This window comes from Streptomyces phaeochromogenes (assembly GCF_001418655.1).
Taxonomy (GTDB): Bacteria; Actinomycetota; Actinomycetes; order Streptomycetales; family Streptomycetaceae; genus Streptomyces; species Streptomyces phaeochromogenes.
Genome location: NZ_LIQZ01000085.1, coordinates 44,578 through 65,804 on the forward strand (window position 1 = coordinate 44,578; position 21,227 = coordinate 65,804).

Genomic DNA, 21,227 nt, shown 5'->3' on the forward strand with positions numbered 1-21,227 from the left:
GATGGTCCGTGCCCAGCGATATCCGCGCCTTCCCCCGTCACTCCTCCGCCAGCTTGCGGGTGATGACCTTCATGATTTGGCCCGCGGGCTTGGGCATGTGCAGGTCGTGGTGCGTGGCCTCAACGTCGTACTCCTCCAGGGAGCCGAGGACGTATGGCCGCCAGCCGGGCCCGTACGATGTCGTCTCCTCGGTCTTGTCCAACGTCGCGTTGAAATACAGCAGATCGCCGCGGTAGACCGGTGACTCGAACGTGGCCATCCTGTTCAGGTTGTTGGCGCCAACGTTCGACATGTTCTCTAGGAAGCTGTCCAGGTTGTCGGTGCTCATCGCCTCCCTGAGAACGTCCTCGACCGCCGCCCTGTACTCCGCCGCCGTCTTGCCGGCCACTTGCTTGAACCCGCTCTCCGGATCGGGGGTCGCCGGCTGGGTATCAAGGACGGCCAGGAGGGCGACCTCGTGCCCACGCCGGTCCAGTGCCTCCGCGACGGCGTGCGCGACCGGACCGCCGAAAGACCAGCCGATCAGGTAGTACGGCCCTCCCGGCTGGGTCCTGAGAATCTGGGTGAGGTAGTCGTCGATCATCTCCTGCACCGAGCCCGCCACTGGGTCCTTGCCGTTGGATCCGCGGGACTGCAGGGCGTAGGCCGGCCGGTCCAGGTGCGGCGCGAAGGTGAAGTACGGCCAGCCGAGGCCGCCGCCTCCGTGGAAGAACCACACCGGCGGCTTGCCCGTGCCGGGATCCCTGTTCAGCGGCAGCACGACCGCGAACGAGTCGGCGCGGTCGTCAGGAGTGCCGCCGACGAGCCCCAGAGCGGCCAGATCGGCCACCGTGGGGTGCTCGGTGATCGCCCTGAGGGGTATGTCGACGCCGAACTGCTTGAGAATGCGGGCGCTGAGGCGGGTGGCGAGCAGGGAGTGTCCGCCAAGCTCGAAGAAGCTGTCGTCGATGCCGACCCGTTCCAGGCCGAGCAGCTCGCTGAAGAGGGCACACAGCTTCTCTTCATGGGAGTTGCGCGGCCCTCGCTTGCTCACGGTGGTCGTGTGCTTTGACGGCAGTGCCCGCCGGTCGACCTTGCCGGCCGTGTTCAGCGGGAGTTCCGAGAGCGGTACCACCATGGCCGGGACCATGTAGTCCGGCAGGTGTGCGCGGAGGTGTTGGCGGAGTTCCGCGAGCAGGGGGCCGACGGTCTTGGCAAGGGCGGGGTTGTTCGCCCGGGTGGTCCGCGCGACCGCTGCGCTGGGGACGAATCCTCCGGAGACGGGCCGCTGTCCGGTCCCCTGTTCAGGTAGGAGGACCGCATCGAAGTTGTGAGCGGTCTCGCCCGACCAGGTGATGACTGCGTCCCGGCCCTGCTGCCGTGCCCATGCGGCGAGGTCGTCCGGATCGACCGGCTCGCCCAAGGGGGTGTCCGCACGCAGCACGCCGGCGGAGGCCTCCTGCGCGAGCCGTGCGTTGGGTATCCCGGTCACGCGCACCGGGCCGTCGTCGGCCCGGTCCACGCAGCCGCCGAGGCCGGCCAGGTCAGATACCTCCCGGCCCCACGGCACCGTGGGCACACGGGTCAGGTCGAACATGTCGGTGGGTTGTTTGTGGAGGATGACTTCGTAGCGGTGCCGGGTCAGTTCGTTGTGCGCCTGTCCGGGCTTGAGCCGGACGTCGACCCCGACGGGCCGGTCTGCCACCCATTCGACGAACCACTCCGGGGCGACCACCAATTCCCGCTCGGCGAGCAGGGCTTGTTCCACCAACGCCCGCACTTCCTCGCGTGACGCGCGAGGGTGTGCTGCCCGCTGTACCGCGGTTTGCAGAAGGCGCAGGGTCGAGGCGTTGCGGACGTCACCGACGATGACACGGCCTCCCGGCGCGAGGAGGTCCATGGCCTGGCACAGGACTTGGTCCAGGTAGTCGGCGCTGGGGAAATACTGCACTACCGAGTTGAGTACGACGCTGTCGAATCCGCCTTGAGGCAGCCCGGACTTGTCATGGGCCGCCTGGGCACTCAGGTGGACGCGGTCGCCGTGGCCGGCCTGCTCGGCCTGCGCCCGGACCCGGTCCACGACCGTGGCGGAGATGTCCGTGCCCCAGTACTCCTCGACCTCACCGACGATCTTGGCGAGGAGCAGACCGGAACCCACACCGATCTCCAGCACCCGCCGCGGCCCGAACCGCAGCACCTGCGCCACCGCCGCATCCCGCCATTCCCGCATCTGCTCCAGCGGAATCGGCTCACCTGTGTAACTGGAGTTCCAGCCCTGGAAGTCCTCGCCCCACACTCCGTCGCCGGAGTCGGCGTAAGTGTCGTCGTAGACGTCGCGCCACTCATCCACCTGAGCACCGGCATCGGTTGCCGCTGCCGCGCCAGGATCAGGCACCACATACGCTACGAGGCGCTTGTCGCCCTTCTGGTCCTCGCGCACCACCGTCACCGCCTGCGCCACGCCGGGATGCCCGTTGAGCGCATGCTCGATCTCGCCCAGCTCGATGCGGAACCCACGAATTTTGACCTGGTCGTCGGTGCGGCCGATGTACTCGACCTGACCCTCCTTGTTCCACCGCACCACGTCCCCCGAGCGGTACATCCGCGCACCGGGCTCGCCGAAGGGACAGGCCACAAACCGCTCCGAGGTCAGAGCAGCCTGCCCGAGGTAACCCCGCGCCAGACCCACACCAGCCAGATACAGCTCACCGGCCACCCCAGGCGCGACGGGACGCAGCGCCGAATCCAGTACATACACCTGCGCGTTCCAGATCGGTGCGCCGATCGGTACTCGGTCCGCGCCGGGCACGTGCTGCCAGCCGGTGACCTCCACCGATGCCTCAGTGGGCCCGTACAGGTTGTGCACGCCGCAGTCGGGCAGCAGGTTGCTGACCTTGTTGGCCAGTGTGGCCGGGAAGACCTCGCCCGCGACCTCGATCCAGCGCAGACTCGTGCACTCCTGCGCCGAGGGCTCGGCGACGAACGCCTCCAGCAGCGAAGGCACAAAGTCCGCGCCGGTCACCCGCTCCCGCCGTATCAACTCCCCCAGGTACGCCGGATCCCGGCGTCCGTCCGGACGCGCGACGACCACAGCCGCACCCACCTGCAGCGGCGCGAACAGCTCGGGCACCGACACGTCGAAGCTCGCCGACGTGCTCACCAGCATCCGATCCTCGACCGTCACGTCGAAGTGCTCCAGACCCCACCTGATCCGGTTCATGATCGACCGGTGCGACACCTGCACACCCTTCGGACCACCCGTGGACCCGGAAGTGAAGATGACATACGCGGCATTGTCCGGCGACAGCACACGCTCCGGGTTTGTCTCCGAGTACCCGGAGACGTCCGGAAGCGCCTCGTCCAGCATCAGCAGCGGCTTCGCACCGTTGAGCACGTGCTGGACTCGCTCCTCGGGCAGGTCGATATCGACCGGCACATAGGCCGCACCAGCCTTGACCACGGCGTAGATCGCCACCAGCAGATCGACGGAGCGAGGGATACGCACGGCCACCAGCTGCTCGGGGCCTGCGCCCTGTTCGACCAGCCAGTGCGCCAGCTGGTTGGCACGCCGGTTGAACTCCCCGTAGGTCAGCGTCTCGTCATCGGCTGTCACCGCGACCGCGTCCGGAGTGCGCTCCACCTGCGCCTCGAACGTCTCCGGCAGCGTGCCCGCAGCCATCGGATGCGCGGTGTCGTTGACCCGCCGCACCAGCCAGTCCCGCTCGTCCTCCGCCAGCACCTCGATCGCCCCGACCGGCACCGACGGATCGGCGACCACTTGCCGCAGCACGCGCACGAACCGGTCGGCGATGTCGGCCGCCGCGTCGTGGTCCAGGACGTCTTGCTGGTACTGCAGGGCCATCTGCAGCTGTGGATCGGTCCCGGCGGCCAGGATGACCGGGTAGTGCGTGCCCGCAAGGGGGCGCAGCCCGGTGATGGCGACACCGGCTGAGGAGTTGGCCTCGCCGATGGCTTCCCGGTCGACGGGGAACGACTCGAACACGACGAGTGTGTCGAACAGTGTGCTCAGCCCAGCGGCCTGTTGGATCTCCGCGAGGCTGTGGTGGTGATGGTCGAGCAAGGGCGCCTGTCGGGCCTGCAAGTCGGTGAGCAGGTCGGCGAAGGTCTCCTGCCGTTCGCAGTGCACCCGTACGGGGACGGTGTTGATGAACAGCCCGACCATGTCGTCGACGTCCTTCACCGTCGGCGGGCGGCCGGACACGGTGGCGCCGAAGAGGATGTCGGACTGCCCGGTCAGGTTCGCCAGGAGCACGGCCCAGGCGCCCTGCACGAGGGTGTTGAGCGTGACACCGAGCCGTGCGGCCAGGCGCGACAGGCCGTGCTTGTCCTCGAATGCCACTTCGAGGTTTCCGATGCCCGCGGAATCATGCTGGGTCCCTGTGTTCGGCATGAGCAGAGTGGGCTCCTGCACGCCGTCGAGTTCGGCCGCCCACACGCGTGCGGATTCCTGGTGGTCCTGCCGGGTGAGCCAGGACAGGAAGTCGCCGTAGTCGGGAATCGCGGGCAGATCGGCCGGGTCGCCGTTGGAGGCGTAGAGCAGAAGCAGGTCCCGCATGAGCAAGGGCGTGGACCAGCCGTCGAAGAGCACGTGGTGGGCGGTCAGCACGAGTTCCGCCCGGTCTGGTTCGAGGACGGCCAGTGCCAGCCGGATCAGTGGCGGGGTGTCCACCTCGAAGTGGGTTGTCCGGTCCTGGACGAGGAGCCGCTCGAAGGTCTCGGTGCGCTCCGTCTCGTCGGCCGCGGTCAGGTCGAGGTGCTGCCACGGCAGTGTCGCCGCCTCCGGTATCACCTGTACGACATCGCCGTCCGCGCGGTTGACGAACGCCGCACGGAGGCTGGGGTAGCGGTCCAGCAGTGCCTGCCCCGCCCGGCGCATCCGCTCCGGATCGACCGCACCGGACAGATGGAACACCAACTGCATGTGGTAGGCGTCGAACTGCGCCCCGGCCAGCATCGACTGAAACAGGAGCCCGGACTGCGCAGGGATCGCCGGCCACACCGCGGCCAACTTGCCGAGCTGGGCCTCCCAGGTCTCGATCTCCTCCTGGCGTACGTCGACCAGAGGAGCGTCGGTCGGGGTGAGCCCGCCGGCATCGGGTGTGGTGGCGTGCCGGGCCAGAGCGGTGAGCGCCTGGACCCACAGCTCGGCCAGTTCGGTCACCTCGTCGCGGGAGAGCACACCGGTCGGGAAGGCGAAGTAGGCGGTCAGCTCGTCACCGCTGCGGGCGTTGGTGGCAACCGCGTTGATCTCCAGTGCCGACAGCACCGGCATGTCGCCGTCCGGCGCGGCGACCAGGTCCCGGTGCGTGGTGTCCGGGCCCCAGCCCAGGCCGCGCAGTTCCTCGGGGATGTCCGCGCCAGAGGTCCGGCCGAGGTAGTTGAACCCGATCTGGGGTTCCCGCTGCCCGGCCAGCGCGGCAGCGGTGTCGGGGTTGAGGTGGCGCAGCAGTCCGTAGCCCATGCCTGCATCGGGTACCGCCCGCAGTTGCTCCTTGACGGCCTTGATCGCCCGCCCGGCGGCCGGACCACCGGCGAAGGCGTCCGCCACGTCGATACCGGTCAGGTCCAGGCGCACCGGGTACATCGCGGTGAACCAGCCGACCGTCCCGGAGAGGTCCGCGCCGGGCACCAGATGCTCTTCCCTCCCGTGTCCTTCCAGCCGGACCAGCGTCGAGGGTCCCGCAAGCAGGCCCCGCGTGCGGCGCCAACGGGCCAGGGCCAGTGCCAGCCCTGCCAGCAGACCGCCGTCGGCGCCGCCGCGGAACACCGCAGGCAGCTGGTTCAGCACGGTTTCCGTGACATCCGCCGGCACCTGGACGCGGACCGTGTCAACGGTGGCCGCGACATCGCGCGCCCGGTCCAGCTCCCGCGCCCCCAGCGTGGGCTCGTCCCCGGCCAGGATCTGCTGCCACACCGGCAGTTCCGCCACCCGCTCCGGGGCGGCCGCCTCCTCCGCGAGCGCGTGCACCCACCGGCGCGACGACGTACCCACTCCTGCCCGTTCCGGGTCGCCGCCAGCTCGGACCCGCTGCCAGGCGGACACCAGGTCCGGTACCAGGATTCGCCACGACACCCCGTCGACGACCAGGTGGTGCAGCACGACCAGCAACCGGCCCGCATCCGTGCCGGAGGTGAACCACACGAACTGCGCCATCACCCCCGCGTCCGGGTCCAACCGGCCCGCGGCCGCATCCAGCTCGGCCTGCACATCAGCATCGGCGTGGGGAGCTTCCCGCACCAGAGCACCGGCATCCACACTGCCCACCGGCCCCGTCCGCAGGCCCGGCCGCTTCCGGTCGAGGCGGGAGCGCAGCACGTCGTGCCGGTCCAGAACAGCCTGCAACGTCGCGACCAGCCCCGCACGATCGATGTCCCCCGGCAACGTGAGCATCGCGGACATACAGAACCGGCCGATACCACCACCGAGCCCAAGCACGTGCGCCGCCGTCGGCGGCAGCGGAGCCCAGCCCACCCCACCATCCGGCAGCTCGGCCAACGTCGCGCGCTCTTCTTCCGCCCGGCCCCCGACCAGCTCCGCGAGCCGGGCGACCGTACGCTGCTCGAAGACCTCCCGCGCGCTGACCACCACACCGCGCGCCTTGGTCCGCGCGACGACCTGGATGGAACGAATGCTGTCCCCGCCGCTGGCGAAGAAGTCGTCGTCGATCCCCACCCGTTGGGCATCAAGTACGTCCGCGTACACCTCGGCGAGCACCCGCTCCGCCTCACTGCGCGGCGCCCGGTACTCACCGCCCGCGAACTCCGGTTCAGGCAACGCCGCCCGGTCCAGCTTGCCGCTCGGGGTCAGCGGCAGCCGGTCGAGCACCACCAGTTGGGCGGGCACCATGTAGTCCGGCAGCCGCCCGGCCACGAACCGCCTCAGATCCGCCACCGAAACACTGGCGTCCAAAGCGAAGTCGCCGACCCCGGTGCTGCTGCCCATCGGGACCACGTAGCCCGCGAGCCGCCTGTTGCCGTTGTGGTCGGCCCAAACCCTCACCGCCGCCTGGCTGACCGCCGGGTGCCCGGCGAGGACCGCCTCGATCTCGGTCGGCTCGACACGGATGCCGTTCACCTTGACCTGCGTGTCGGCTCGTCCCTCGTACTTCAGCTGACCGTTCCTGTCCCACTGCGCCAGGTCACCGGTGCGGTACATCCGCGCGCCGACAGGCCCGAACGGACACGCCACAAACCGCTCCGCAGTCGCCCCGCCGCTCCCGTAGTAACCACGGGCGACCAGGCCCGCGACATACAGTTCACCGACCACGCCAGTCGCGACCGGGGTCAGTTCCGGCCCCAGAACGTAGGCGCGCATGTTCGCCAGCGGCCTTCCGATAGGTGTCGCACCGGTTCCAGCCGAATTCCGCGGGAGCGTCATCGTCGACGCGTAGAAACTCTCGGTCTGCCCATACGCGTTGACGACACGGACCCCGGGCAAGGTGTCGCAAACCCTGTCGACCAGATCCGCCGAGAGCGCTTCACCAGCGAACACGACGGTTTCCACATCAAGTTCAAGGCTGCCCTGGCCGTCGGTGCCGATCTCGTCGAGCAGTGCGGAAAACACTGCGGGCACGGCACTGATGGTGGCGCCCGACCAACTGCCACGCTCTCCGAGTTCGAGGACGTCACGGACGATCTCGACAGTCGCCCCGGAAGTCAGCGCGGTGAATATCTCGAACACCGACACATCGAAGTTCACCGACGTCGCCGCGAGCATCCGGGAACCGGACTCGACATGCGCGATCCGACCCAGATCCCGCACGCCGTTCACCACACTGGCGTGGGTGATGGCGACGCCCTTGGGGACTCCTGTCGACCCCGACGTGTACATCACGTAGGCCAGGTTGTCCGGCCTGACACCTGTGACCGGGGCTTGGACCGGAGGGCCTTCGAGGTCCAGGTCGTCGAGGTGGAGTACCGGCACTCGGCACTCCGGCAGAGTCGCCGCCGTCTCCCCATCGGTCAGCACCAGCGCCGGATCGGCCGTGTTGAGCAGAAGGTCCATACGCGCGGCCGGATGGTTGGGGTCGATCGGCAGGTATGCGCCGCCTGCCTTGAGTACAGCAAGGAGTGCGACTGCCAGGTCCGCCGACCGCGGCAGGGCCACGGCCACCAGGACATCCGGCCCGGTCCCCCGCTCACGCAACACCAGGGCCAGCCGATCGGCGCGGGCCTCCAGTTCCCCGTACGAAAGGGTGGTCTGCCCGGATACCACCGCCACCGCGTCCGGTGTCCGCGCCGCCTGGGCGGCGACCAGCTCCGGCACCGTCGCCCCCGGCACCGGCACCGTCGTCTCGTTGAGCTGTGTCAACCAGTCCCGTTCGCCGCTGGTGAGCACGTCCACCGCCCCGAGCTGCGTCCCAGGATCGGTGACCACCTGCCGCAGTACCCGCACAAAGCGGTCGACGAGACCCTCGGCCGTGGCGTGGTCGAACAGGTCCGTCGCGTACTCGAGCTGCCCGTACGCACCCCCGGAAGGGTCAGGGGCCATGTTGAAGAACAGGTCGAACTTCGCGGTGCCGGTGTTCGCCGGGACGGGGGTGACCCGCAGGCCAGGCAGGCCAAGGCCTGCCTGGTCGATGTTCTGCCAGGCGAGCATCACCTGGAACAGCGCGTGGTGCGCTGTCGAACGCTCCGGGTTGAGCAGCTCCACCAGGCGCTCGAACGGAACGTCCTGGTGGTCGTACGCGGACAGCGCCTCGTTCCGGACCCGATCCAGCAGGTCCGCGAATGTGGGGTGGCCCGACAGGTCGGCTCGCAGCACCCAGGTGTTGACGAAGAAGCCGATCAGGCCGTCGAGCGCGGCGTCGGTGCGGCCCGCGATGGGGGAACCGATGGGGATGTCGTCCCCCGCGCCCAGCTGGTGCAGCAACACAGCGAGCGCCGCCTGCATCACCATGGGCGTCGTCGCCTCACGCTCGCGGGCCAGCCTCTCGACGGCATCCAGGAGCTCCGCGTCGAGGGTGAAGTCGAGCTGGTCGCCGCGGTGGCTCGCCACCGCCGGTCGCAGCCGGTCGGTCGGCAGGCGCAGCGGCTGCGGGACGTCCGCCAACTCCGCCTTCCAGTACGCGCACTGACGTGCCAGGGCGCTGTGCGGGTCGTCGGCGTCACCGAGCAGGTCGTGCTGCCACAGCGTGTAGTCGGTGTACTGCACCGGCAGCGGCGGCAGTTGGGGTGCGCGGCCCGCGAGCCGAGCAGCATAGGCGGCGGCGAACTCGCGCAGTAGCGGCGCCATCGACTGGCCGTCACCGGCGATGTGATGCAGCACCAGGCACAGGAGGTGATCCGTGGCGTCGCGGCGCAGCAGACGGGCCCGCAGCGGTATGTCCGCGGCGAGGTCGAAGGGCTGTCGGGCCGCCTCGTCCACGGCCGCCGCGACCTCCGCCGCGCCGACCGTCACGACCGGCACGTCCGGACGGGACTCCACGACGGGAAGCACCACCTGGTGCGGATTGCCGTCGCCGTCCTCCGCAATCAGCGTGCGCAGGCTCTCGTGGCGCGCCACCACGTCTCCCAGCGCCGCCGTCAGCGCGGCCACGTCCAGATCGCCGGTCAGGCACAGCGTCAGCGGGATGTTGTACGTCGCCGAAGGGCCCTCGAACCGGTCGATGAACCACAGCCGGCGCTGCGCGTACGACAGCGGAACCTGGCTGGGGCGGTTCGACCGGCGTCGCAGCGGCGTCCGGACGTCGAGGTCCGTCGCGAGCTCCCGTGCCAGCTCGGCGACCGTGGGGGCGTCGAACACCGCGCGGATCGGCAGTTCCACTCCGAGTTCTGTACGGATGCGCCCGGTGAGACGCGTGGCGAGCAGCGAGTGCCCGCCCAGCGTGAAGAAGTTGTCGTCGACGCCGACCCGGTCCACGCCCAGGACCTGTGCGAAGAGGTCCGCCAGGACCCTCTCGCGGGAGGTGCGCGGCGCACGGTAGGCCTCGCCGTCGAGCCGCGGTTCGGGCAGGGCTTTGTGGTCCAGCTTGCCGTTGGGCGCGAGCGGCAGCTGATCGAGAACGACGAACGCCGACGGCACCATGAACTCGGGCAGCCGGGCCGCCGAGAACGCGCGCAGAGCCGTGACGTCGACGGTGCCCGCCAGAACCACGTACGCGAGCAGACGGACGCCGGCGGTGCCGCCCGAGTCACGAGCGATGACAGCCGCCTGCCCGACGTCCGGATGTGCGGTGAGAGCGGCCTCGACCTCGGCGGGTTCGATACGGAAGCCGCGCACCTTGACCTGAGTGTCGGAGCGGCCCGCGTACTCCAGATGTCCGCTGTCGTTCCAGCGGGCGAGGTCACCGGTGCGGTACATGCGGGAGCCGGGCGGGCCGTAGGGGTCGGCGACGAAGCGCTCGGCGGTCAGGCCCGGGCGGTGATGGTAGCCGCGAGCCAGTTGCCCGGCGACGTACAGCTCGCCCACCACGTCCTTCGGGGCCGGGGTGAGACCGGGACCCAGCACGTAGGTGCGCATGTTGGGCAGCGGGGTACCGATCGCGGTGCTGCTCCTTCCGGTGCCGTCGGTGGTGAATGTGGTGGCGTAGAACGACTCCGTCTGGCCGTAGGCGTTGACGATCCGGACATTCGGGAACGCCTCGCGGGTGCGTCGCACGAGCGCGGCGGGCAGTGCCTCGCCGGCGAAGACGAGGGTCTCCACGGACGTCTTGTCGGTGATCCGGTCGATGAGTTCGGCGAAGGCGGAGGGCACTGTGCTGATGACACTGCCGTGCCAGGTGTCGCGTTCGGCCAGTTCCAGGACGTCTTGGGCGAGGTCGAGGATCCCGCCATGGCACAGGGTGGTGAAGGTCTCGAACACGGAGACGTCGAAGTTGACGGAGGCAGCGGCCAGGACGCGGGAGCCCGCTGTGATGCCGGTGTGGTCGGCGAGGTGGCGGATGCCGTTGACGACGGTGGCGTGGTCCAGGAGCACGCCCTTGGGGGTGCCGGTGGAGCCCGAGGTGTACATCACGTACGCCAAGGCCGCCGGACCCGGACGGACCCTGTCGGCGAGGCCGGTCGCCGGAAGCTCCGCGAGGTCGACGGTGTCGAGGAGCAGGACGGGCGCGTCGGTGGCGGGCAGCACGTCCGCCGTCGCCGTGTCGGTGAGGAGCAGGGCGGGCGCGGCGTCGCTCAGGATGAGGTCCAGGCGGTCGCCGGGGTACTTGGGGTCGATCGGCAGATAGGCGGCGCCCGCTTTGAAGACGGCCAGGAGGGCCACGATCAGGTCGGGGGTGCGGGGCAGGGACACGGCCACCACGGTCTCCGGGCCGGCCCCACGCGAGGTCAGCTCCCGGGCGAGGTGATCGGCCCGGGCGTCGATCTCCGCGTACGTCGCCGAAGCGCCGTCGCACACCACCGCCACCGCGTCCGGAGTCGCCGCCGCCTGCCGCTCGAAGAGGTCCGCGACCGTCGTCTCCGGCACCGGAGCGAGTGTCGCCGCGCCCATTGATGTGCCGATCAGCAGGGCGCGTTCGTCCGGCCCCAGGATGTCGGCCGAGGCGACCGGCTGCCGCGGGTCGTCCGCGATCCGGCGCAGCACGCGCAGGAAGCGCTCCGCGACCGTGTGCGCGGCGGACGGATCGAAGAGTGCGTGCTGGTAGTGGAGGGAGAGCCGCAGGTGCGGGCTGGACTCTGCCATGACGGTCAGCGGGTAGTGGGTGCCTGTGACCGGGCGGATGCCGGTGACCTCGATGCCTGCAGCGGTGTGTGCCTCCACGATCCCGGCCCGGTCCACGGGGTACGACTGGAAGACCACCAGGGTGTCGAAGAGCGTCGGCAGGCCGAGCGTCTGGTGCAGCTCCGTCAGTCCCTGGTGATGGTGGTCGAGCAGCGCGGCCTGCCGCTCCTGGAGCGTGGTCAGAACCTGCGCGAGAGGTGCGCCGGGGGTGCAGTGGACCCGTACGGGAAGGGTGTTGATGAACATGCCGAGCATCGCTTCGGATCCCGGCACCTGCGGCGGGCGGCCCGACACGGTCGCGCCGAACACCACTTCTTGACGGCCCGTCAGCTGCCCGAGCAGGACCGCCCACGCGCCCTGGACGAGCGTGTTGACGGTGACGCCGAGCTCGGCGGCCTGCCGGGACAGCTCCCGGGCCTCGTCCGGGGAGAGGCCGACCTCGGCCTGCCCGATGCCCGTGCTGCCGACGGCGTGCCGGTCTCCCCGGCCTGACACGGCGTCCGGCAGCAGCAGTGTCGGCTCGCGCACACCGTCCAGCTCCGCCGCCCAGGCACGTGCCGTCGCGTCCTTGTCCTGCCGGTCGAGCCAGCGCAGGAAGTCCCGGAACGGGCGGAGGCGAGGCAGCACCGACGGGTCTCCCCCGGACCCGTACAGGAAGAGCAGCTCCCGCATCAGGAGTGGCAGTGACCAGCCGTCGAGCAGGACGTGACTGACTGTCAGGACCACGTCCGCGCGCAGCTCGCCCGTGCGGACCAGGGACAAGCGCAGCAGCGGCGGCGTCTCGGGCGTGAAGGCCTCCGCGTGGTCGTCGGCGAGGAAGGCGGCGACGGCCTCGTCGCGCTCCTGGTCGGGCAGTGCCCTCAAATCGAGCTCCCGCCAGGGGAGGCCGACACCTGCCGGAGTGATGACCTGGACTCGGTTGCCCGCGGTGTCGGTCGTGAAGGCGGCGCGCAGGCTCGCGTGCCGGTCCAGCAGTGCCTGCCCGGCGGCCCGGAGACGTTCCGCGTCGACGTGCCCGGAGACCTGGAACGTCAGCTGCATCTGGTACGGGTCCCAGGCATCGCCGCTGAGCTCCGTGTGGAACAGCAGACCCGACTGCAGGGCCGTCAGCGGCCAGACGTCCACCAGGCCGGGGTAGCGGCGCTCCCATCCGTCGATGTCCGCTTGCGTGGCCGCGACCAGCGGCAGGTCGGAGGGCGTGAGCCCGCCCGCGTCCGGACCGGCTGCGTGCAGGGCCAGGGCTTCGAGCGCGGTGCGCCACAGCCCGGCGAGCTCGCTCACCTCGGCGCGGCCGAGCACGCCGGGCGGGTAGGCGAAGTCGGTCTCCAGACAGGCCCCGGCGCCGCTGTCGAGGACCGCCGCGTTGATCTCCAGAGTGGACATGGCGGGGATGTCCATGGTGCGCGGCGCGGTCAGGTCGCCGACCGGGGTGAAGCCCAGGCCGCGCAGGTCTTCGGGCATGTCCGTGGCCCCGAAGCGGCCCAGGTAGTTGAAGCCGATCTGGCCCGCGGAGTACCGGTCGAGTTCGGCCCCGGCCTCCGGGTTGAGGTGGCGAAGGAGGCCGTAGCCGAGGCCCTTGTCGGGTAGGGCCCGCAGCCGCTCCTTGACGTCCTTGACGAGCGCGCCCGCAGCCGGGCCGCCCGCGAATGCGTTGTCCAGGTCGTGGCCGGCGACGTCGAGGCGGACCGGGAACACGGTCGTGAACCAGCCCAGCGTGCGGGAGAGGTCGGCGCCCGGCACCACAGTCTCCTCGCGCCCGTGCCCCTCCAGCTTGACCAACGTCGTTGATGCGTCCACGCCGCGGTCCCGGCGCCAGCGCGCGACCGCCATCGAAAGGGCCGTGAGCAGCCCGTCGTTCACCCCGCCGCCGTACGCGGCCGGGAGCGCGGTGAGCAGCTTCTCGGTCGCCTCGGCGGACAGGCCGATCCGCAGGTGTTCGAGCGTGGTGCGGGTGTCCGCCTCGGGGTCGAGGTCCCGGGCGCCAAGGAGTGGATCGGGGCCGTCGAGGACCGAACGCCACAGGGGCAGTTCGGCGAGCCGCTCGGCGGAGTGCGCGTCGCGGGTGAGGGCGCGCGCCCAGCGGCCCGGCGCGGTGCCCGCCCCGGGCAGGCGCGGGATGCGGTCGTCGCGCACCTGCGCCCAGGCGGCGGCGAGGTCCGGCAGCAGGATGCGCCAGGACACGCCGTCGACCACCATGTGGTGCAGGACGATGAGCAGCCGACCTCGCGTGCCGGGCGCCGTGGCCCGCTCCGCGAGCATTGGATCGAACCACACGAACTGGGCCATGACCCCGCCGCGCGGGTCGAGGCGACCGGCAGCCGACTCCAGCTCGGCCGCGACCAGTTCCTCCCAGGCGGCCGCTACGCCGGGGGCCTCCCATGCCGTACGTCGCACAAGGGCGGCCACCTCGAGGGCGGCCGGGTCCTCGACGAGGAGAACCGGCTGGTGCTCGCCGTCGCCGTGCCGGGCGAAGTCCTCGCCAGCGGTGGCAAGCCGTGCGCGCAGTACAGGGTGGTGCGCGCACACGGCGGCCAGCGTCGCGTGCAGGCCCGCCTCGTCGATGCCCTCGGGCAGCTCCACCGCCATCGCCATCGCGAACCGCTCGTATCCGCCGCCCGCGTCGAGCAGATGCCGCGCGATCGGCAGCAGCGGTACGACCGAGTCGTCGCCGGCGTCCTCGTCTGCCCCGCCGGACCCGTCGGCCGTGGTGATCGTGGTCGCGGCCTCGGCGAGCGCCGCCACGGTCCGCCATTCAAAAATCAGCTTCGGAGTGATCTCGACGTCCCTGGCGCGGGCCCTCGAGACGACCTGGAGCGAGCGGATGCTGTCGCCGCCCGACGCGAAGAAGTCGTCGTCGAGCCCCACCCGCTCCAGGCCCAGGACCTCGGCGAACACCGCGGCGAGCGCCTTCTCGTGCGCGGTGCGCGGCGCCCGGTACGTGCGGCCGGTGACCTTAGGCTCGGGCAGCGCCGTCCGGTCCACCTTGCCGTTCGGGGTGAGCGGAAGCCGGTCGAGGACCACGAACGCCGACGGCACCATGAAGTCCGGAAGCCGCCGCGCCACGGCGGCCCGCAGCTCCTGGGCGCCGATCCCGGCCAGCAGGTCGACGGAGTCCTCCCGCACTGTCCGGCTGCTGGGCACCACGTACCCGACGAGCTGCTTGCTCCCGGCCGTGTCCCGGACGACGACCACCGCCTGGGCGACCTGAGGGTGTGCAGTGAGGGCGACCTCGACCTCGCCGGGTTCGATGCGGAAGCCGCGCATCTTGACCTGAGTGTCGGTGCGGCCCGCGTACTCCAGATGTCCCTCCGGGGTCCAGCGGGCGAGGTCGCCGGTGCGGTACATGCGGGAGCCGGGCAAGCCGTACGGGTCGGCGACGAAGCGTTCGGCGGTCAGGCCCGGGTGGTGGTGGTAGCCGCGCGCGATGTGTCCGGCAACGTACAGCTCACCCACCACTCCGACCGGGACAGATGCGAGCCCGGAGCCGAGGACGTAGGCGCGCATGTTGCCGATCGGACCGCCCAGGGGCATACCGCCGGTGTCCGTGGCGCCGTCGGCGGTAAAGAGGGTCGCGTAGAAGGACTCCGTCTGGCCGTACGCGTTGACGACCCGGACACCGGGGAAGGCCGCGCGGGCGCGCCGTACCAGCGCGGCGGGCAGAGCCTCGCCCGCGAACACCAGCGTCTCCACGGAGGTCGTCGCGGCGATCTCGTCAAGAAGTTCGGCGAAGACGGAGGGCACGGTGCTGATGACACCACCGCGCCAGCCGCCGCCCCCGCCGAGCCTGAGGACGTCCCGGACGACATCGAGGGTGCCGCCCGCGAAGAGCGTCGTGAGGATCTCGAAGACGGACACGTCGAAGTTGACCGATGTGCCCGCCAGCATGCGGGTGCGCTCGTGGACGCCCACTGCGGCGGCGAGCCGCATGACGCCGTTGACGACGGTGGCGTGCGTGACGGCGGCGCCCTTCGGCGTCCCCGTCGACCCCGAGGTGTACATGACGTACGCGACATTGTCCGGGCGGAGCGTCGCGGAGACCGGTGTCGGCATGCCGTCGGCGTCGTCGGGCACGTCGTCGAGGAAGAGCCGGGGGACGCCGGAGTCCGGCAGGACGGCCGCGGCCTCCGCGTTCGTCAGGAGCAGATGCGGCCGGGCGTCGGCCAGGACGAAGTCGAGCCGGGCGCTCGGGTAGCGCGGGTCGACCGGCAGATAGGCGCCGCCCGCCTTGAGAATGCCGAGCAGGCCCACGACCAGCTCGGCCGAGCGTGGCAGGGCGAGCCCGACCAGAGTCTCCGGGCCGACGCCGCGCCGCACCAGCTCCCGCGCGAGCCGGTCCGCCGCAGCGTCGAGTTCGCGGTACGTGTACGAGGTGTCGCCGCTGACGACGGCGACGGACTGCGGGCATTGCGCGGCCCGCCGCTCGAAGAGGGCGGGCACGGTCAGGTCCGGGACGGGTGCTGCCGTGTCGTTGAAGCGCCCGATGACCAGCTCCTGTTCGTGCGCGTCCAGCAACTCGACCGAGCCGGCGCGCCGGGACGGGTCGGTGCAGAGGAGTCGCACCAGGCGGGTGTAGCGACCGGCCAGTGCCCGCGCCGTGTCGGCGTCGAACAGGTCGGTGGCGTATTCGAGGTGCCCGATCGCGCCCAGCCCCGGCAGGTCGATGAGATTGAAGAACAGGTCGAACTTCGCGGTCGTGACCGGCGGCCACTCGAAGCGCACGTCGAGCCCCGACAGCGCGAAGCCCGTGAGGTTGAAGGTCTGCCAGGCGAACATGACCTGGAACAGCGGTGAGTAGGCCGTGGACCGCTCGGGGTTGAGGGCTTCCACCAGGCGCTCGAAAGGCACGTCCTGGTGGTCGTAGGCCGCGAGGGCCTTGTCCCGCGTCTGTTTCAGGAGCTCGGTGAAAGTGGGATGGCCGGACAGGTCGGCGCGCAGCACCCAGGTGTTGACGAAGAACCCGACGAGGTCGGCCAGTTGCTCGTCGGTGCGGCCCGCGATGGGTGAGCCGATGGTGAGGTCATCGCCGCCGCCGAGTCCGTGCAGGAGCACGGCGAGCGCAGCCTGGAGCACCATCGCCGGCGTCGCCCCGTGGGCACTCGCCAGGTCTTCGACGGCGGCCATCACGTCCGGGTCGAGGGCGAACTCCACGTCGGCGCCGCGGTGTCCGGCCCGCGGCGCGCGCGGCCGGTCGGTGGGCAGGACGAGGGGCTGCGGAACGCCGGTGAGCTCTTTGCGCCAGTAGTCCACCTGAGCCGACTGAAGGCTGTTCGGGTCGTCCTCGTCGCCGAGCAGCTCGTGCTGCCACAGCGTGTAGTCCGCGTACTGGATGGGCAGTTCCGCCCAGTCCGGAGACCGGCCGGCGAGGCGCGCCGCGTAGGCGGTGGCCAGGTCGCGGGACAGTGGCGCCTGGGACAGGCCGTCGCTCGCGATGTGGTGGATGAGCAGCAGCAGCACGTGCTCCTCGGGGCCGCAGCGGAACAGCGTCGCGCGGACGGGGAGCTCCGCCGTCAGGTCGAAGGGGCGTGTACCGGCCCGCTCCAGCACGTCGATGACCGCGTCCGCCGGGACCTCCACCACCGGCAGCTCGACGGGGGCGCAGGCGACCGGCAGCACTTGCTGGAACGGCACGCCCGCGCCGTCCTCGCCGATCAGCGTGCGCAGGCTCTCGTGTCGCGCCACCACGTCGCCTATGGCCCGTTCCAGGGCTGCTGCGTCGAGCGCGCCCGAAAGGCGCAGCGGGATGGGGGCGTTGTACAACGCCGACGGTCCCTCGAACCGGTCGATGAACCACATACGGCGCTGTGCGAACGACAGCGGCACGGTGGCGGACTGCTCGTCGGCGGACGGCAGCCGGGGGTGCGATCGCGGCAGGTCCGGGTCGGGCAGGGAGGCGGCGAGCTCCGCGACCGTCGGCGCGGCGTAGACCGTACGGATCGTGATCTCGGCGTCCAGCGTCGTGCGGATGCGGCCGACCAGGCGGGTGGCCAGGAGCGAGTGCCCGCCGAGCGTGAAGAAGTTGTCGTCGACGCCGATCCGGTCGAGATACAGGACCTCGGCGAACAGACCGCACAACATGTCTTCGGCCGGTGTGTGCGGCGCCCGGTAGGCGGCACCGCCGGAGTCCGGCTCGGGCAGGGCCTTGTGGTCGAACTTGCCGTTCGGGGCAAGTGGGAGCTGCGCGAGGGCCACAACGGTGGAGGGCACCATGTATTCGGGCAGGTGGCGGGCCGCATACTCGCGCAGCGCGGCGGTGTCCAGGCCGCCGCCCGCGCCGTCGGCCCCCGGCTCCAGTCCCGGCACCACATAGGCCACCAACTGCCTGCCCGACCGGCCGACCACCTCGCGCGCCACCACCGCCGCCTCGGCGACGCCGGGGTGTGCGGTCAGGGCGGCCTCGACCTCACCGGGCTCGACGCGGAAGCCGCGTACCTTGATCTGCGTGTCGTCACGGCCCACCTGCTCAAGGAGGCCGTCGTCGTTCCAGCGGGCCAGGTCGCCGCTGCGGTACATGCGCGCGCCGGGGGCACCGTAGGGGTCGGCCACGAACCGCTCCGCGGTGAGCGCTCCGAGACTGTAGTAGCCGCGCCCGATGAGCCCGCCGATGTACAACTCGCCCACCACACCGGGCGGAACGGGCATCAGGCCGGGGCCGAGGACGTAGGTGCGCACGTTGCCGAGCGGCCTGGTGCCCCCGGTGGCGACCCAGTCGGCCTCGGCCTCCATGGAGTTGACGGTGACGAAGGCCCCCTCGATGGATCGGTAGCCGTTGACGATCCGCGCGTCCGGGAGCGCCTCGCGCAGGCGCCGTATCAGCGGCACGGGCAGCGGCCCATCGGCGAGCGCCACCGTCTCCACGTCCTCGGCGCCCGCCAGGCGGTCGGCGAGCTCCTCCGACACCGACGGCACGGCGCTCAGCGCGGTGGCCGCCGGCTCGGCGTGCTCCCCCTTGTCCAGGGCATCGCGCGCAACGAGGAGGGTGCCGCCCGCGCCGAGTGTCGTGAGGATCTCGAAGACGGGCACATCGAAATCGACCGACGTGCCGACCAGAATGCAGGTGCCCGCGTGCATGCCCGCCGCCTCGGTCATCCTCGTGATGCCGTTGACGGCGGCGGCGTGCGTCATCGTCGCGCCCTTCGGCACACCCGTCGATTTTGAGGTGTACAGGACGTATGCGATGTGGTCGGGTCGGAGCGGCACGGCGACCGGTTCCGGGTCGCCCGGCCCGTCGAGGTCGAGCTCGTCGGCGTACAGGCACGGCACGTCCGTGGTGGGCAGTGCGTCCACCGTGTCGGCGTCGGTCAGGAGCAGCAGCGGCCGCGCCTGGAACAGGATCTGTTCCAGGCGGCCGCTGGAGCAGGCCGGACCGACAGGCAGAAGGCCCGCGCCGGACTTGAGGATGCCGAGCATCCCCACCACGAGCCGGGTCGAGTGCGGCAGCGCGAGCCCTACCAGCGTCTCCGGGCCCGCCCCGCGCGCCACCAGCTCGCGCGCGAGCCGCGTGGCACGCGCGTCGAGTTCCCGATACGTCAGGGACTCGGGCCCGCACAGCACTGCGACGGCGTCCGGGGTGCGTGCCGCCTGCCTCGCGAACAGCCCGGGGATCGTCAGCTCGGCGCGGGGCACCACCGTGTCTTGGACGTCGTGGAGGACCAACTGCCGTTGCTCAGGCGTGAGGACGTCGATCCGGCCCACCGGCATGTCGGGCTCGGCGAGGACGGCGCGCAGGAACGCGACGAGGTGGGTCCACAGCCGGCGAAGGTCGTCGGTGCTGTACAGCGTGCCGTTGGCGTCGATGCGCAGGTACAGGTCGCTGGTGGGCCGCCCGTCGAAGTGCAGGGCGATGTGCAGGTCGTCGACGGCGCCCACGGGCGAGCCGGGCAGCAGATGCGCCTTGGTGCCCGCGAAGGTCAGCTCCTGGATGAAGGAAGCGACGTTCACCGTGGCGCCGCACCGACTGACCGCCGAGCCCGGACCCACGGCCGCCTCGTCGAGGCGCAGTTCGCGCCGGATGTCGGCGAGTTGGCGCGCGCCGTGCCGGTGCACCTCCTTCATCTCCTCGAGCATCGCGCCGGTCAGCTCCCGGAAGGTGGAGGACAACGGCACGTCCATGCGCAGCGGGACGACGCTCGTCTGCGAGCCGAAGGTGTCCCTGGTGGCGGACGTGCGGCCGGACGCCGACGTCGAGATGGTGAACTCCTGGTGCCCGCCGAGGTTCCGGAAGCACACACCGGCCGCCGCGGTCAGCAGCGCCGCCAGCGGCACACGGTCGGCGTCCGCGGTCTCCAGCCATGCGTCGGCCTCCGCGCGCGGCACTGTCGCGCAGTAGTGCGTGACGGATGGCACCGAGGCACCGCTCTTGCCGCGCAGCCGCAGCGGTGCGGGGGCCTGGGTGAGGTAGTCGCGCCAGAACCGGGAGTCCCGCTCGAACTGCGGCGAATTGCGGTAGCGCACGTCCTCTTCGCGGATCAGGTCGGGCCCGCTGACGACGGACTCCCGGACCGGGGTGCCGGCGGCGAGCGCCGTGTAGCACTCGGCGACGCGCCGCGGCAGCAGCCGGAACCCCGTGTAGCCGTCCATCACCAGGTGATGGGCGGTCAGAAACAGCACACGCCGGGACTCGGACAGCTTGATGACACCCGCCCGGAACAACTCGTCGTGCTCCAGGTCGAACGGCCGCCACTCGATCTCGGCCGAGAGGGCCCGGGCCGCCGCCTCCGGATCGGCCTCGGCACTGACGTCCAGGGCGAGGGGTCGCCAGGTGGCCGCGGCGTCTTCCCGCACCACCTGCCGCAGCTCCTCGTCCACCTGCCGGAAGTTGACCTGCGCGGCGGCGTACTCGCGGTGGACCGCCCGAAGTGCGGCGAACAGGGTCTCCTCGTCGACCGGGCCGTCGATGAGCCAGCGTGAGCCCACATTGTTCGGCACGTCCGGAGTCAACTTCTGTGCCAGCCACAGGCTTTCCTGCGCAGCGGAAACGCCAAACGAGCGCAATGGGACCATCCCCCAGATGAAGTGTGCCGTGCTGTCCTTGACGGCGTCGGCACGGGGGATGCGCGGCTGTGTCGGGCCTGCTCCCACCCCGCCCCGGCGAGAGCGGTGAACGGCTGCTCTCCGAGAGAAGTTAACGGACCGGAAGTGTCGGGTGTCCAGGGGTGAGCGCCCGTGGCGGCGGAAGGGTCGGCAATGGGCATCGCAAGTGTGAAGACGGCGCCGGACAGTCAGGCGTGGACCCACCCGACGGTGTACGCCGCCACCGCACGCGGTTCCCGTGGAACGAGCCTCACCTTCCCGGCCATAGTGGCGTGTTGTGGTGTCCTGGCGGCAGGACAACATACGCGATCGCGAACCGGTACGCCGCCACGTCCTCGCGCCGGCGGCGGTCGTCGTCTGCCCGGGACTCCGCGTCGCTCGGCTTTGGCACCGCGTGGCACGGTTCCCTCGCCCGATCGGGCATCGGGCGACCGTGGCGGTCGAAGAGTTTCGAACAGCTGCCAGTGATCACCTACCGAGGCCACAAGAACGGCAAGAAGGTCTTCGGCGTTGCCGAACTGCAAGCCCTTCC

At 70.8% G+C, this 21,227-nt stretch carries 1 protein-coding gene; it reads right to left on the minus strand.

Features of this window, described 5'->3' with window-relative positions:
• Nucleotides 1-37: 37 nt before the first annotated feature.
• The gene (locus AOK17_RS52150) at nucleotides 38-20,998 is read right to left on the minus strand and encodes a non-ribosomal peptide synthetase (RefSeq protein ID WP_079052962.1); all 20,961 of its coding nucleotides are present in this window, start codon (nucleotides 20,996-20,998) and stop codon (nucleotides 38-40) included.
• Between the last annotated feature and the right edge of the window lie 229 nt (nucleotides 20,999-21,227).